This is a genomic window from Yoonia sp., assembly GCF_017854565.1.
Classification (GTDB): domain Bacteria; phylum Pseudomonadota; class Alphaproteobacteria; order Rhodobacterales; family Rhodobacteraceae; genus Yoonia.
In genome coordinates, this window is sequence record NZ_JAFMHJ010000056.1 from 1 (window position 1) to 13,789 (window position 13,789).

A 13,789-nucleotide genomic window follows, 5' to 3' on the forward strand; every position below is an offset into this window, starting at 1 on the left:
CCATGGTCGCGCAAGTGAGCAGCGTTCCGCGCCGACCCGCATCGGAAAACCTTCACCGCTGCCGCCCGTTCGCTCATGCCGCCCCGACGCGCGAGGCGGACCTTTAAAGTTCCACGCTGAAAATACCCCACCCTCCCTGCAACCAGCAAGGGCCAAAGTGGCAAAGTTTTACGCTGCCCGCAGCAAGACAATCTCGCCACTTCCGTGGCCAACTTTTGCACTGCCGTTCTCACGCCGCACATGCAATTTTCCGGAACCGCTGCGTGTGGGCTGCCGCCATTGGGTCGCTGCCGCCAACCGTTGCCTTGTTCGCTGGGCGGTCATCGGATGTATTCCGACCAACGCATTGACCTTCACTAAAAATGGCCCCGTTTCACCCCTGTTTCAGGTCCGGGCCGTCAGCATGGCAACCGCACCGGTGAACTCGCGATGGTAATAGGCCGGGTCGTCTTCGCCGAAGCTCGGCCCGCGGCCCAGTGCGCGCGCGCGCTGAAAAAAACCTTTGGCTGCATGGCCCTGACCAACTTTACTGACAACCAGAGAGGCCAGAAACGGCGCGCCGCTCTCGGCGTCCTCAACCATTGTCGCCTCAAGCGCCTGTGTCACTCTTGCAATGGATCCGGGCGCATAAAGCCCCAGGGCACGGGCCAGATTTCCGTAGGTCAGCGGGACATCGGCCGCCGACAAGGTAGCAAGATGCGCCCGAACGCGGTCGCGTAACACGTTGCCGGCTACGGCGGCTTTTGCAGCAGCGCGCGGGGCGGGAATTTCATGGGCGGCACCATCCGATGCGATTTCGGCAGCCCAGACACGATGACTGGAGCGTATGATCAACCGTGTTTTTCCCGCGTCCTCTCCGGTTCCGGTTTCGGACTGGCTGACAACTTCGCCCGATCGTAGCCCCGCCCGGAGCGCTTCGGCATCCATCCCCAGCCGCGGAGCAAGATAGTCTGGCGAGATCAGAAACTGATCATTTTCACGCATGATCGCATCGGGCGGCACCGGGCGGTATAGCAAAGGTCGCTTTGGCTGTTGCTCATCGGTCGGTCCGGCGCTGTAGTAGGGGGTCACCCCGGCGTCATGGTCCGTCACGTCGATGATACCGCTGACTTCGGGAACGGCGGCCCGGATCATGCTTTCCACACCGCCGCGCAGCGTCGCGGCAGAGGACGCACAGCCCTGACACCCCCCCGACATCAGCATGCTGACAACGCCATCTCGCACGTCCGTCACGCTGACATGTCCGCCATGGCTGGCAATCGCCGGATTGGCCTGCCGGTCCAGCACGTCTTGAACGGCCAAACGGATTTCGGCATCGGACCGGGTGTGGCCCAAGGTGCCGGCCCCCTGCCCCAAAGGCGCGGAAGATTGCGCAATCGCGCTGCGCAGCGCATTTGCTATCGGACCTTTCAGATCGGCCCAAGCCATGTCATCGGTCTTGACCACGGCCACGACAGCGCCTGCAACATCAACCATTTTCACCCCGGCAATGGCGAATAACGCTTCGGCCAAAGGTGCGCCCCGCCCCGCAACGGCATCACGAAAGGTCGCCAGGGAACCGACTTGTACGTCCCTGTCCAACACAAAGCGCATGCTGTGCGGATCAGCCGCCGAGGTTTCGGCACGGATACGCAGCGGAGATGTCATTTCAGACATCTTCAACCTCAACGGTCACCATGCCGCGCAGCTGACCAAAGGTGTAAATTCCCGAACGATGGCCGTCGCTAAAGCTGACGCCTATTGCATAGTTGCCAAGGCTCCATATCCGGGTCGGCTCGATGTTCAGCGGCACCGTCGCCGGGTCCAACACTGCGCGCCCGCTCATCTCATCGACACAGGCAGCACAGCGGCATGCCAGACGTAAATCGCGCACGTCAATCTGCTGGTCGTGGCCATCTTGCCAACGCAGCACCAGCGTGCGCCCGTCGCGGCGATCAAGCGTTACCGGAACGTCGGCAGCACTGCCTGCCCGGGCCGTCGGTGCCGCAGGCTTCGGCTTGCTCGTGTCATCTGCCCAATGCCAGTCAAACGGCGTCGGAACGCCGACGGTCGCTTGCACGCGCCCTGACAGGATCGCGGCGATACTGCGGTAGACCGCGGAGGCAGGCGCGTTGGGATGCGCAATCACCAAAGGGCGCCCCTCATCGCCGCAATCCACGATTGCCGGATCCAGCGGAATGGCCCCCAAAAGAGGGACGCCAAGGCTGGCCGCGATCTTGGCGCCGCCGCCTTGATGGAAGATGTGCGTTACCTCGTTGCAAGAGGGGCAGGTAAACCCGCTCATATTCTCGACGATGCCAAGGATCGGCACCTTGACCTGCTCCATCATGCGAATGCCACGTCGGGCGATTTTCAGGCTGACATCCTGCGGCGTGCTGACCACAATCGCGCCGGTCAACGGAAAGGCTTGCGCCAGCGTCAGTTGCGTGTCCCCGGTGCCGGGGGGCAGATCAAGGATCAGATAGTCAAGCTTGCCCCATGCCACCTCCAGAATGAACATGCGCAGGTATTTCGACACCATTGGGCCGCGCAGGATAGCGGGCTTGTCGTCATCGGTCAGCATGCCCATCGACATGACTTTGATCCCATGCGCCTCGGCGGGGATGATTTTGCCCGCAGGTGACATCGTGGGGGCTTTGCCTGACACGATCCCCAACATTCCCGGCACGGAGGGGCCGTAAAGATCAGCGTCCACCAGCCCGACCGCCGCACCTTGCGCCGCGAGGGCCAATGTCAGATTGGTGCTGACGGTGCTTTTGCCGACACCGCCCTTGCCGCTGGCGACGGCAATGATCTGTCCCAGATGCGCCATGCCGACGTCGTCAGCCGGGCTGGATGTGGCTGGGGTAGCAGTCATGAGATTTCCTTTGGTTTGTGACTTGGCAGCGCGGCCTTGCGGCCTGCGCCTGCGGCGAAATTGACGCAAAGACAGCCCAGATCGGCCGGTGCCAGTTCGGCGCCGACACATGCACAATAGCTGACCGCGCCGCCGTACGAAAAATGTCGGCAATCGCTGCAGGTGCCAAAGGCGACGGTGCCGCGAACCTTGGCCAACTCTCCTGCCAATGCGGGCAAAGCCTGCCGCAACGCCGTGCGCAGCTTGTCCTCCAACTGATCAATGGCTTCCGTCAGGCTGTTCAAAGGATCAAAATGCATGATTGATTTCCCGCTGCCCGTCAGGTCCAACCGAACCCGGCGGCGGTCATCGGCTGCCGCATGCCGGGCAAGATATCCCTTTTGCATCAGCGATTTGATGACTTGCGATGCGGTGCCCCGCGTCGTGGCATGAAAGCTGGCAAACGCTGACGGCGTTCGGGAAACATGATTGGCCCGCGCGAAAAACCGCATGGCCGTCCATTGCGCCGCCGTCAGGTCTGATCCTGTGTCGGTCCCGCGTGCCGCACGCCCCAGATAGACCAGCAGCTCGGCGATTTCCTCTGTGTCGATCGCATTTTCACTCATGGCGAACCAATAGCGTTTCGAAATTATATTGACAAGCAAATCTTACGGCTATTAGTATCGAAACGAAATCAAATGTGTAAAGAATGAACAAACCCTTCCCTCCGCCCCAAATCGCCCGCAAACAAACGCCGCGCCCGGAATTTCTGGACGCGCACAATGAGGCGCGGCTTGCCAGACGCTGGCGCGACGAAGGCGATATTGCCGCGCGCAACCGTCTGGTCACATCACATCAGGCTCTTGCAATAGCGGCGACCAGCAGAGCGGGGGGCAAAGGCCGCGAACTGGACACCGACATTTTGCAGCATGCAAATATCGGGCTGTTGAAGGCGGCCGATCGTTTTGACCCTGATAAGGGTTTTCGCTTTTCCACCTATGCGGCATGGTGGATCAGGGCGGAAATCCAAGACTACAAGATCCAGAACTGGTCCTTGGTGAAACTCCCGAATTCGGCGGCCAGCCGCAAGCTGTTTCATAATCTGAAACGTGTTGAAAGCCGCCTGACCGCCATGGGCGGGGTTCCACCTGAACATCTTGTTGACCGGATCGCGGCCGATCTCGCGGTTACGCCCAAGCAGGTTGTATTGATGCAACAAAGACTGGCTGCGCAGGATGGGTCGCTGAACCGCCCCGTCGGTAACGATGGTGGTACAACCCAACTGCAAGATCTACTCGAGGATCCGGATGCAGACGTCGAAAAGGAAGTGGGCACCCGTTTGGATACGCGTGCCTTCTGGATCAAGATGTCTGGCTATCTGGACCGACTTTCCAAGCGTGAACAAGAGATTATCATAGAAATCTACGTATCTGATCCACCAAAAACGCTCGATGCATTGGGCGAGCAGTTTGGCGTATCGGGAGAGCGTATCCGCCAGATCCGCGAAGCCGCCCTTGCTCGGTTGCGTGCATCGTTTGCCCAGACAACGGCCTGCTGATCGCCACCCGAAAACCCTCATCTCAGCGCGCGCTGCTCCCGTCATCTATTGGTTATGGGTCCAGACCCCAGCCAGCCCGCGCTGCGCGCCGTCGCGACGCAAGGCCGCGCACGACCTTGCAATATCACCCCCCGCAGAGAAATATGCGGCCTGCGACACGGTCAAGCCAAACGCCACAGCGGTCCTTGGCATGCAGGGGGTTCCCCGCACTAGGGCATGGTGCCTGCGAAGGTTTGGCGCAGGGCAATGTCGAGGTCGGTCATCGTGACGGGCAGGCCAAGGTCGACAAGAGACGTGACACCGTGGTCGCTGATCCCGCAGGGGACGATGCCGTCAAAATGGCTGAGGTCCGGGTCAACATTGATCGACAGCCCGTGAAACGACACCCATTTGCGCAGGCGTATCCCAAGGGCGGCGATCTTGTCTTCGGCGGGGTGCCCATTGGCCTGCAGGGGCTTGTCGGGCCGCTGCACCCAGACGCCGACGCGGCCATCGCGGACTTCACCACGCACGTTGAAGGTGGCGAGGGTGGCGATAATCCACGCCTCGAGGTCATGGACAAACTTGCGCACATCACGGCCACGCCGACCCACGTCCAGCATGACATAGGCCACCCGCTGGCCCGGCCCATGGTACGTATATTCGCCGCCGCGCCGCGCATCATGCACGGGAAAGCGGTCTGGCGCGATCAGATCGGCGGGCTTGGCCGAGGTGCCGGCGGTATACAGGGGCGGATGTTCAAGCAGCCAGATCGCCTCGTCCGCAGTGCCGCGCGCGATGGCATCGACGCGGGTTTCCATGGTGGCAAGCGCCGTGGCATAGTCGGTCAGCCCGTCGGTGATGATCCATTCAACCATGATATGACCCTTGTTTTCGGCCCCATATGGCCCCGGACGGGGGGGAATGTCACGCGCTTTGCGGATTGCTGATTTTTGCACTTGAGAAGATCGCGCCACTTGGGTAGAGACCCCGCTACCAAGCCTAGGACAAGCGGTCGTGGCGGAATTGGTAGACGCGCAGCGTTGAGGTCGCTGTGAGGTAACACTCGTGGGGGTTCGAGTCCCCCCGACCGCACCATTTCACCACAATCTTTCCATGAAAAATGGGTTCAACGGGCCATCCTTGGTGGTGCTTGCCCCGTTACGTCTGAATTCCCGTGCTGTTTTGGCGTTGCGGGTCCGTGCGGGCGCGCACCATTCCCGCCCGATAAGATCGCCCCGGCGCACACGACGGCAGCGACCACCAGCGTCCGACCGCCCCCGAACAAGCACCCCCAACCGCAATAAACCCGCCCGGAAACCGCGCGACGGTTGCAGCTAAGATGTCACGCGCGCGGCTGACCAAAGGTCATGAGGGTTTTTGAGGGCGGAGGGCGGTCGTTTGTTGCAACCAGATGAATGGCAGCTCCGCGCAGGAAGCGCCGTTAGCAAAGTTGCGAACTCTGATCGCTCTTCAGGCCGTGCTGCGGTCTAAACCGGACATCCAGTCGCTCCCTACTATGCCGCGCTGCGGCCGGTCGAAGCGGCCATTTGTGGACCGTGCAGCATTTTAGCAGTTGACGAACCGCAGAGCTCCCTCCGATAGGCAGAGAAGTCTCTGAAATATGACCTATGCAGCAAAGGTCTGATTTGAGGGGCTGCATCCTTGTGCCGATACTCCAATACTCGATCAGTATAATCGAGAGTGACGCAGACCCGTCCGGTGCCTTTTCCATCGAAACGGAAGCTTTAAGAAGGCTTCGCTTTTTCGAGATACGCATCCATTGCCGGCTGATAATCAACCAGTTCTTGAGCAACAACTGCAAAACCCCGTAGACGGGCATCGTAATCCGTAACGATTTCGGGCCAGTCGACCGGTAAATCCAGCGCTGCCTCGAACGCCTTAATCCATGCAAATGTCACTGCAAACCCGCAGTCGGACAACCAGAGCTTTTCGGTGTCCAGCGGGTTGGCCAAAAGCAAAAGTGCGAGCGATGAAAGATGTTTGGAGATCAGGGCCCCGCCGGCTTGTACCGCGTTTGCGTCCCGTGTGGCATAGGCGACTTGTGGGTAAACCGCACGGACTGCTGGTTCAAGGCGGGTATCATGCGCCCGGCTGAATTCGCGTGCCTTGGCGCGGAGTTTTAAAGACTGGGGAAGCATCGGAATATCCGGAAATGCCTCTTCGAGATATTCGGCGATAGCTTCGGAATCCGACAGCAGGAACCCGTCATGGATCATGGCTGGAAGATTGCCCGACGGCACGATCGCGCGGTAAGCGTCCGATCCGTAGCCGCCTGGCGGGGGAAGTTGCTGGAACGGGATTGCCTTGTGTCGAAGCAGGATGCGCAGTTTGGCGCAGTAAACCGCGACGGGAACCGAATAGATTGTCAGCATGGCCTGCCTCTTGATGTGAAAAGCCACAGGCCAACCGCGCGGGGTTGGCCTGTGGTCGTCGATTGCAGGAAACGGATTACTGGGCCAGCAACTGCCATTTGACGCCGAGTTCATCAAAGAAACCCTGTTCCTGCTTGAGCGTGATCCAGGTGTTTACATAGTTGATCCAGACCTGATCGGCCTGTGGCAGAAGCATCGCGACTGGTGTCGGCGAACGGCCCGCCTCGACAGGGACGATCATCAGTTGATCGTATTGTGCAACCAGTGTGTTGGCTTCCACGTTGGAGGTAATGCTCGCATCCGCACGACCTGACAGCACCTCTTGGAAATCGCGGGCGGGTGCTTCGACGATGCGGTGGGTTGCTGCCGGAAAATACTGTTTTACTTGTGTTTCCTGCGTCGTGCCAAGGGTAGCCGCGACCGATATGCCTTCAACATTCAGATCATCCCAGTCAGAGAACCGGTCGGCATTCGTTTTCAACGTCAACGGCACAGTCGCCAATGAAAAATAGCTGTTGGAGTAGCCGGCAGCCTTTGCACGAGCCGGTGATACCGACGCAGACCCCGTGATGTGGTATTGGCCGGATGTCACGCCTGCGACCAGTGTTTTCCAGTCTGTTGGCACGAATTCGATCTCGACCCCCAGATCGGCGGCCAGTGCCGTCATCACGTCAATATCGTAGCCCTCGTAAGTGTTCGTGGCGACATTACGCATGGACATCGGGTTCCAGTCACCGGTAGTGCCCACCTTCAGCACACCTTCTGACAGAATTTCATTCAGTGCGGATTGCGCCGAGGCCTGAACGGTGCTTGCTGCGATAGCCACCGCAACGGCGGCGATTTTAATGAATTTCATGGGTTTCCCTCGTTTTGCATTAGTTACAGGTAGATTGCAGGAAGCGTTTGGAAATGCAAACGACTCGAGAATATCAATATTCGCGCAAAATCTGCGTGTTAGACAGACAGAATGGAACGAAACAGCGATGCCCATCATCTCCATGAGGAACGTGTCAAAGTTCTTTGGCGACTTTCAGGCGTTGAAAAATGTGTCGCTTGACGTGGCCCTGGGCGAACGCGTGGTTATCTGCGGCCCGTCCGGTTCGGGCAAGTCGACGCTGATCCGTTGTATCAACCGGCTTGAAGCGCATGAGGTCGGTCACATTGTCGTTGACGGAACGACCCTGACGAACAAGCCCGCCGATCTGGAAAAGATCCGCAGCAATGTCGGGATGGTCTTTCAGCAGTTCAACCTGTTCCCGCATCTAAGCGTCATGGACAATCTGTGTCTCGGTCCGCGCCGTGTTCTGGGACTGACAGACCAAGAGGCGCGGGCGCGGGCGATGAAGCATCTTGAACGGGTGCAGATACCTGATCAGGCCGAAAAATTCCCCCGTCAGCTTTCGGGTGGCCAACAGCAGCGTGTTGCGATTGCGCGGTCGCTTTGCATGGAGCCGCGGATATTGTTGTTCGATGAACCGACATCCGCGCTTGATCCTGAAATGATAGCAGAGGTTCTAGATGTCATGACAGAACTTGCGTCGTCGGGCATGACCATGATCGTCGTGACCCATGAAATGGGGTTTGCCCGGCGCGTGGCCGACCGCATGGTTTTCATGGACAAAGGCGAAATCGTCGAGTTCGGCACCCCCGAAGATGTGTTCACTGCGCCGAAATCCAAACGATTCGCCACATTCATCAAGCAAATCCTGAATCACTAGGGGCCGGATCATGAAACGCTTTTTTATCTTTGCCTCTGCGCTGCTGCTTTTGTCTGGCTGTTCCGCCAATTGGGGCTGGTATGTGGTTGATCCCACGATGACCTCGGGCTGGAACAACCTGAAATTCATGGCAAGCGGGGCCTATTACACTCTCGGCATGTCGATCACCGCGATCCTAGTGTCCGTGGTCGTGGGGCTGCTGGTCGCTATTCCCGGCCTGTCGGAAAAACGCGGCTGGCGAATGTTCAACCGGACCTATGTGGAGATCGTCCGCTCTGTGCCGGTGCTGGTGCTGATCTTGTGGGTCTATTACGGTCTACCGGCGCTTTCGGGGATCACGCTCAATGTGTTCTGGGCCGGTGTGCTTGCCCTTGCGCTGAGTGACAGCGCCTTTCAGGCCGAAATTTTCCGCGCAGGTATTCAGTCGATCTCTCGGGGGCAATACGAAGCGGCGCAGTCCATTTCACTGAATTACCGTGATACGATGCGCTTTGTGATCTTGCCGCAGGCGATCCGGCGGATTCTTCCGGCTCTGGGCAATCAGCTTGTCTATATGCTGAAGATGTCATCACTCGTGTCGGTCATCGGGATGCAGGAACTGACCCGCAAAGCCAATGAACTTGTCGTGTCGGAATACCGCCCGCTGGAAATTTACACCGTTCTGGTGCTGGAATATCTGGTGCTGATCCTGATCGTATCCGCTGGCGTGCGCAGGCTCGAACGGCGGCTGAACGCGAGCGATACCTGATGCAAAAGGATGACCTGACGATTGGTACGATGGCCAGTCATTTCCGCGCCCTTGCAATTCCGGCGGCCTTCGGGATGCTGTTCGCCACGCTTTATAATATAGTCGATGTTTACTATGCTGGGATGCTTTCGACAGATGCGCAGGCGGGGCTTGCGATCGGGTATCAGGCGTTTTTTGTCTTGATGGCTGTGGGGTTCGGGCTCGGGTCCGCGCTCAGTGCGCTGGTCAGCAACGCCAAGGGCAGCAAGAATCAGTTGCAAACGCAAAACCTTGTTGCGCAAGGGCTGACGTTTGGCGTGATTGCCACGATGGGTTCAATGGTGGTCGGGTGGATAATTGGCCCGCACCTTATCGCGCTCGTATCTGAGCCCGGTGCCTATCGTGACGCGGCGACGGGGTATTTTCGCTGGTTGATTATCGCTTTGCCCGGCTTCTTCATGGCCTACGGCGGCAATGGGGTCTTGCAGGCGCATGGTGACAGCCGCAGCATACAACGCGCGCTTATGGTGGCGTTTTTTGCAAATGTCGCGCTGAATCCCGTGTTGATGTTCGGCATCCCTGGCGTTTGGGGTGGCATGGGATTCAATGGCATCGCCGTTGCTACAATCATCAGCCAGACGGGCGTGATGCTTTTCATAGTGTCGCGCATCATGCGCCTTGCGGTCATGCAATCTGTCGCCCTGTCTGCATTCCGACCCCAGCGTGCGTGTTTCGCCCAGATCACCGCGCAGTTGATCCCTGCAAGCTCTGCGATGATGGTCATGTTTGTGTCGGGCTTCGTCGTGCAGTTCGCGCTCAAGGAATTCGGTGGTTATGCCGTAGCCGGCTACGGGGTTGCGTTGCGGATCGAGCAAATCCTGCTGTTGCCTGTGCTGGGCATGACAGGCGCGCTGTTGCCGATCGCCGGCCAGAATTTTGGTGCGGGAGAATACGAGCGTGTGCGCGCCGCGTTGCGGTTCTGCTGGATGACTGGCTTTGCCATGACGGTTGTCGCAACCCCTACGCTCCTATTGGGCGGCGGTATTGCGATGTCGGTGTTTACCGATGACCCTGATGTGATCCGTGTCGGGGCAAGCTATCTGGCGGTCGATGCATTTTTGTTTCCGGTCTACATGATGCTATTTTCGATAAATTCCCTTTTACAAGCACTCAAAAAGCCGGTCTGGACGCTGTGGATAAGCATCTACCGTCAGGGCTTTGGTGTGGCGTTCTTTATCTGGGTGTTCATTGGTTTGCTGAATTTCACTGTTTGGGGGGTTTGGTTAGGGATTGCCGCCGCGGTAACGAGTGGCTGGGTGCTGTCTTTGTGTGTAGCGCAATCCGTTGCTCGTAAGACAATCGGAGGATTGTTGAAAGCTGCTTAGTGTCACCATCTTGATGGAACTGAGGGCTGTACATGTCCGCTTGCTCCAATTTAACACAAGCACTTCGCACTTGCAGCGAATGACTGTTATTTCCGCCCAACCTGCATGAGCTTCGTGGTTCAGCCTGTCGCATGAAATGGATCGGCTCCGGGCTGGGAGCGTACATTTTCCGCATGAGACACCAATGATCGCCCCGGACCGTCTCACCCGGTGAACAAGGTCAGGCGCCTCGGCTTTGCATGGGCAACGGTCTGCGCGGGGCCTGATCCGGAACCACCGGCTTACCCGCGTCATGCGCCCCGGCGCGGTGCCCCGGCCAACGGGACCGCGGGGCCGTCACGTGATCGTGGCCCTGTCGGCCACACCCGTCGCGCCCAAATCTTAACGCAGGCCACCGCACGCGGCCTTAACCCCGCCAAGGCCGCACAGCGGTACATACGCGGTCTGTACGCAGTGCATACGCGGTCTGGCACCCTCGGATGGCCAGTTACGGCAGCCATTAAGGGCGCATCCGGCCACGCGCGCGCCCCCACGGGCCCCGCCCCGGCGCCCGCCGCGTTAACCCATGCGCGCACGCCTGCGCCAATTTATCCCAGTCTGATGGGTGCATCCTTTATTGCCCCTTTACGCTCAACCGACTAGAACCGGGCCAAACGTGCGCCATTCTTTGAATCGGCGTCGTGAGAAAGTAGCCAACACGAGGAGTGCCAATAATGGCAGATGCAGCCATCCACGGCGACGCACACGAAGACACCCGCGGGTTCTTTACCCGCTGGTTCATGTCCACAAATCATAAAGATATCGGTATCTTATACCTGTTTACCGCAGGTGTTGTGGGCTTTATTTCGGTGTGTTTCACCGTCTACATGCGACTTGAACTGATGAACCCCGGGGTGCAGTTCATGTGCGCCGAAGGGGCGCGGTTCATCGCCGATTCCACAGCGACCTGTACGCCCAACGGTCACTTGTGGAACGTTCTGATCACGTACCACGGCGTATTGATGATGTTCTTCGTCGTCATTCCGGCGCTGTTTGGCGGCTTCGGCAACTACTTTATGCCACTGCAGATCGGTGCGCCGGACATGGCATTCCCGCGTCTCAACAACCTGTCCTACTGGATGTTTGTGGCCGGGACAGCGCTTGGCGTCGCATCCATGCTGACACCCGGCGGCAACGGTCAACTTGGCTCCGGCGTCGGCTGGGTCCTGTATCCACCGCTGTCGACAAGCGAAGCAGGCATGTCCATGGATCTTGCCATTTTCGCGGTCCACCTGTCGGGTGCATCATCGATTCTGGGCGCGATCAACATGATCACGACGTTCCTGAACATGCGCGCCCCCGGTATGACATTGCACAAGGTGCCGCTGTTTGCCTGGTCCATCTTCGTCACGGCCTGGTTGATCCTTTTGGCACTGCCTGTGCTGGCCGGTGCGATCACGATGCTGCTGACGGACCGGAACTTTGGCACGACCTTCTTCCAACCCGAAGGCGGCGGCGATCCGGTCTTGTACCAGCACATTTTGTGGTTCTTTGGTCACCCCGAAGTGTACATCATCATCATCCCCGGCTTTGGCATCATCAGCCACGTCATCGCTACATTCTCGCGCAAGCCAATTTTTGGCTATCTGCCAATGGTTTACGCGATGGTCGCCATCGGCGTTCTGGGCTTTGTCGTCTGGGCGCACCACATGTACACCGTGGGTCTGTCGTTGACACAGCAAAGCTATTTCATGCTGGCGACAATGGTTATCGCGGTGCCGACGGGCGTGAAAATCTTTAGCTGGATTGCGACAATGTGGGGCGGCTCGGTCGAGTTCAAGACACCCATGCTCTGGGCCTTCGGCTTTCTGTTTTTGTTCACCGTCGGTGGCGTTACAGGGATCGTTCTGTCACAGGCGGGTATCGACCGCGTCTACCACGACACCTACTATGTTGTGGCGCACTTCCACTATGTGATGAGCCTTGGCGCCGTGTTCTCGATCTTTGCAGGTATCTACTTCTACCTGCCAAAGATGTCGGGTCGCATGTATCCTGAATGGGCGGGTAAACTGCACTTCTGGACGATGTTCATCGGCGCAAACCTGACGTTCTTCCCACAGCACTTTCTGGGTCGGCAGGGCATGCCACGCCGCTACATCGACTACCCGGACGCCTTTGCAACATGGAACTATGTGTCATCTATTGGTGCATTCCTGTCATTCGCGTCGTTCCTGTTTTTCATCGGTGTGATCTTCTACACGCTGACACGGGGCGCACGGGTCACTGAAAATAACCCTTGGAATGAATTCGCAGACACGCTTGAATGGACCCTGCCCTGCCCACCACCAGAGCACACATTCGAGACACTGCCAAAGCAGTCCGATTGGGACAAAGGGCACGCACACTAGCCAGTGCCAAGACCCTGACAACGCCCGGCTGATTGGTGATGCATATTCACCAAAGGGCATAAAAAAACGACACGCTGCCGGATTTATTTCCGGCGGCGTTTTACGTTTACTGACTGATCATCCACGTCAATCGCACTGGACACCTTGATCGCCCGGTCGGCGTTTCTGGCAAAGGACGGCGACCTCAGCGTCGCGTTTCCTGACTGACCGAAGCAATCTGACCTGCCCCCTGTCAACAGCACACCCAAACACCGCACCTTTAGATTATTAACCTGCGTTAATGCCCACGATGGCCGCTTCCATTAGCGTTTCCTTGCCGTGCTCAGCGGGCCGACTGTCGTAGAAAGGAAGAGTTCATGGATCGCCTCAGTATGTTTTTGACGCTTATGACAGGTGCCGTCTTGGTCGGTTCGCTTTTGATTGCGGTCCTAGCGTACGGTCTGTATAATCGAAAGGTGATTGCCGAGCTATGCCCAAAAGTTGGTGACGGCGTGATCAGGCGGCGGTTTGAAGTTGCTTGATCCCGTCCTTGAACGCAATCCCCTGAACGATCTCGGGCAGCCGATTGGCCCCGTTGCGTTTGCGCCATTTGGCTTGGGCTGACATCATCAGGCGGAGGGCCATGGCGAGGCCGGTTTTCCGGCTCAGGCAGCCCTTGGTTTTTCCGGTCCGATGGCGGACGGTTGCGAACATGCTCCCGATCGGGGTGAAGGGCGTCTCGGAAATACGCCAGCGGCGCGTTTCTGGTCTTGCCCCGGTGTAGTTCCGGTCTCTTTCGAGCAATGTTTGCTATGAAGGAGATA

The 13,789-nt window shown here is 58.4% G+C and carries 12 protein-coding genes, 1 tRNA gene and 1 pseudogene; 6 read left to right on the forward strand and 8 right to left on the reverse strand.

Annotation, left to right across the window (positions count from 1 at the left end):
• Window positions 1-384 precede the first annotated feature (384 nt).
• From QZ196_RS15545 to QZ196_RS15555, 3 genes are read right to left on the reverse strand one after another with little or no spacing between them, the layout of a single operon-like run.
• Window positions 385-1,647, reverse strand: coding sequence for a DUF6522 family protein (locus QZ196_RS15545; RefSeq protein WP_296428062.1), 1,263 nt, complete (start codon window positions 1,645-1,647; stop codon window positions 385-387).
• A 1-nt stretch (window position 1,648) separates the two neighbouring features.
• Window positions 1,649-2,857, reverse strand: coding sequence for a P-loop NTPase (locus tag QZ196_RS15550; protein ID WP_296428064.1), 1,209 nt, complete (start codon window positions 2,855-2,857; stop codon window positions 1,649-1,651).
• Window positions 2,854-3,462 (reverse strand): MarR family transcriptional regulator, encoded by a 609-nt coding sequence (locus QZ196_RS15555; protein WP_296428066.1) that lies wholly within the window; start codon window positions 3,460-3,462, stop codon window positions 2,854-2,856. Before QZ196_RS15555 ends, QZ196_RS15550 begins: the two co-directional genes overlap by 4 nt.
• 83 nt (window positions 3,463-3,545) lie before the next feature.
• Here QZ196_RS15555 and QZ196_RS15560 point away from each other — a divergent pair, with 83 nt between their 5' ends.
• On the forward strand, window positions 3,546-4,394 hold the full coding sequence (locus QZ196_RS15560; RefSeq protein WP_296428069.1) for a sigma-70 family RNA polymerase sigma factor: 849 nt from the start codon (window positions 3,546-3,548) through the stop codon (window positions 4,392-4,394).
• Window positions 4,395-4,439: 45 nt separating this feature from the next.
• Here QZ196_RS15560 and QZ196_RS15565 read toward each other — a convergent pair whose 3' ends face one another.
• Both QZ196_RS15565 and lipB read right to left on the reverse strand, forming a co-directional pair.
• Window positions 4,440-4,586, reverse strand: a complete 147-nt coding sequence (locus QZ196_RS15565) for a hypothetical protein (RefSeq protein ID WP_296428071.1) — start codon at window positions 4,584-4,586, stop codon at window positions 4,440-4,442.
• Between the two features lie 17 nt (window positions 4,587-4,603).
• Entirely contained in the window at window positions 4,604-5,251 is a 648-nt protein-coding gene (lipB, locus tag QZ196_RS15570) for a lipoyl(octanoyl) transferase LipB (protein WP_296428074.1), read from the reverse strand.
• Window positions 5,252-5,384: 133 nt separating this feature from the next.
• Here lipB and QZ196_RS15575 point away from each other — a divergent pair.
• Window positions 5,385-5,471, forward strand: a tRNA-Leu gene (locus QZ196_RS15575).
• Between the two features lie 650 nt (window positions 5,472-6,121).
• On the opposite strand, the gene QZ196_RS15580 is transcribed toward QZ196_RS15575, so the two are convergent.
• Together QZ196_RS15580 and QZ196_RS15585 are read right to left on the reverse strand one after the other, a co-directional pair.
• Window positions 6,122-6,769, reverse strand: a complete 648-nt coding sequence (locus tag QZ196_RS15580) for a glutathione S-transferase family protein (protein ID WP_296428077.1) — start codon at window positions 6,767-6,769, stop codon at window positions 6,122-6,124.
• Between the two features lie 76 nt (window positions 6,770-6,845).
• Window positions 6,846-7,625 (reverse strand): transporter substrate-binding domain-containing protein, encoded by a 780-nt coding sequence (locus tag QZ196_RS15585; RefSeq protein WP_296428079.1) that lies wholly within the window; start codon window positions 7,623-7,625, stop codon window positions 6,846-6,848.
• A gap of 127 nt (window positions 7,626-7,752) precedes the next feature.
• Between QZ196_RS15585 and QZ196_RS15590 the strand changes: the two genes are divergently transcribed.
• The 4 genes from QZ196_RS15590 to ctaD all read left to right on the forward strand — a co-directional run bounded on the left by QZ196_RS15590 (window position 7,753) and on the right by ctaD (window position 12,986).
• Window positions 7,753-8,487 carry an amino acid ABC transporter ATP-binding protein gene (locus tag QZ196_RS15590; RefSeq protein ID WP_296428081.1) on the forward strand — a complete coding sequence of 245 codons (735 nt, stop codon included), beginning with the start codon at window positions 7,753-7,755 and terminating at the stop codon, window positions 8,485-8,487.
• 10 nt (window positions 8,488-8,497) lie between these two features.
• Window positions 8,498-9,235 (forward strand): amino acid ABC transporter permease, encoded by a 738-nt coding sequence (locus QZ196_RS15595; protein ID WP_296428084.1) that lies wholly within the window; start codon window positions 8,498-8,500, stop codon window positions 9,233-9,235.
• Complete coding sequence (locus QZ196_RS15600; protein ID WP_296428086.1) at window positions 9,235-10,599, forward strand: MATE family efflux transporter; 1,365 nt, start codon at window positions 9,235-9,237, stop codon at window positions 10,597-10,599. Before QZ196_RS15595 ends, QZ196_RS15600 begins: the two co-directional genes overlap by 1 nt.
• A 713-nt stretch (window positions 10,600-11,312) precedes the next feature.
• Window positions 11,313-12,986, forward strand: coding sequence for a cytochrome c oxidase subunit I (ctaD, locus tag QZ196_RS15605; RefSeq protein WP_296428088.1), 1,674 nt, complete (start codon window positions 11,313-11,315; stop codon window positions 12,984-12,986).
• 495 nt (window positions 12,987-13,481) lie between these two features.
• On the opposite strand, the pseudogene QZ196_RS15610 reads toward ctaD, so the two are convergent.
• Window positions 13,482-13,691 (reverse strand): annotated as a pseudogene (locus QZ196_RS15610) (IS256 family transposase); the annotation flags it as partial.
• Window positions 13,692-13,789: the final 98 nt, after the last annotated feature.

Coding starts and splice junctions, on each gene's coding strand:
- QZ196_RS15545 (WP_296428062.1), bottom strand. CDS start 1,647: ATGACATCTCCGCTGCGTATCCGTGCCGAAACCTCGGCGGCTGATCCG.
- QZ196_RS15550 (WP_296428064.1), bottom strand. CDS start 2,857: ATGACTGCTACCCCAGCCACATCCAGCCCGGCTGACGACGTCGGCATG.
- QZ196_RS15555 (WP_296428066.1), bottom strand. CDS start 3,462: ATGAGTGAAAATGCGATCGACACAGAGGAAATCGCCGAGCTGCTGGTC.
- QZ196_RS15560 (WP_296428069.1), top strand. CDS start 3,546: ATGAACAAACCCTTCCCTCCGCCCCAAATCGCCCGCAAACAAACGCCG.
- QZ196_RS15565 (WP_296428071.1), bottom strand. CDS start 4,586: ATGCCAAGGACCGCTGTGGCGTTTGGCTTGACCGTGTCGCAGGCCGCA.
- lipB (WP_296428074.1), bottom strand. CDS start 5,251: ATGGTTGAATGGATCATCACCGACGGGCTGACCGACTATGCCACGGCG.
- QZ196_RS15580 (WP_296428077.1), bottom strand. CDS start 6,769: ATGCTGACAATCTATTCGGTTCCCGTCGCGGTTTACTGCGCCAAACTG.
- QZ196_RS15585 (WP_296428079.1), bottom strand. CDS start 7,625: ATGAAATTCATTAAAATCGCCGCCGTTGCGGTGGCTATCGCAGCAAGC.
- QZ196_RS15590 (WP_296428081.1), top strand. CDS start 7,753: ATGCCCATCATCTCCATGAGGAACGTGTCAAAGTTCTTTGGCGACTTT.
- QZ196_RS15595 (WP_296428084.1), top strand. CDS start 8,498: ATGAAACGCTTTTTTATCTTTGCCTCTGCGCTGCTGCTTTTGTCTGGC.
- QZ196_RS15600 (WP_296428086.1), top strand. CDS start 9,235: ATGCAAAAGGATGACCTGACGATTGGTACGATGGCCAGTCATTTCCGC.
- ctaD (WP_296428088.1), top strand. CDS start 11,313: ATGGCAGATGCAGCCATCCACGGCGACGCACACGAAGACACCCGCGGG.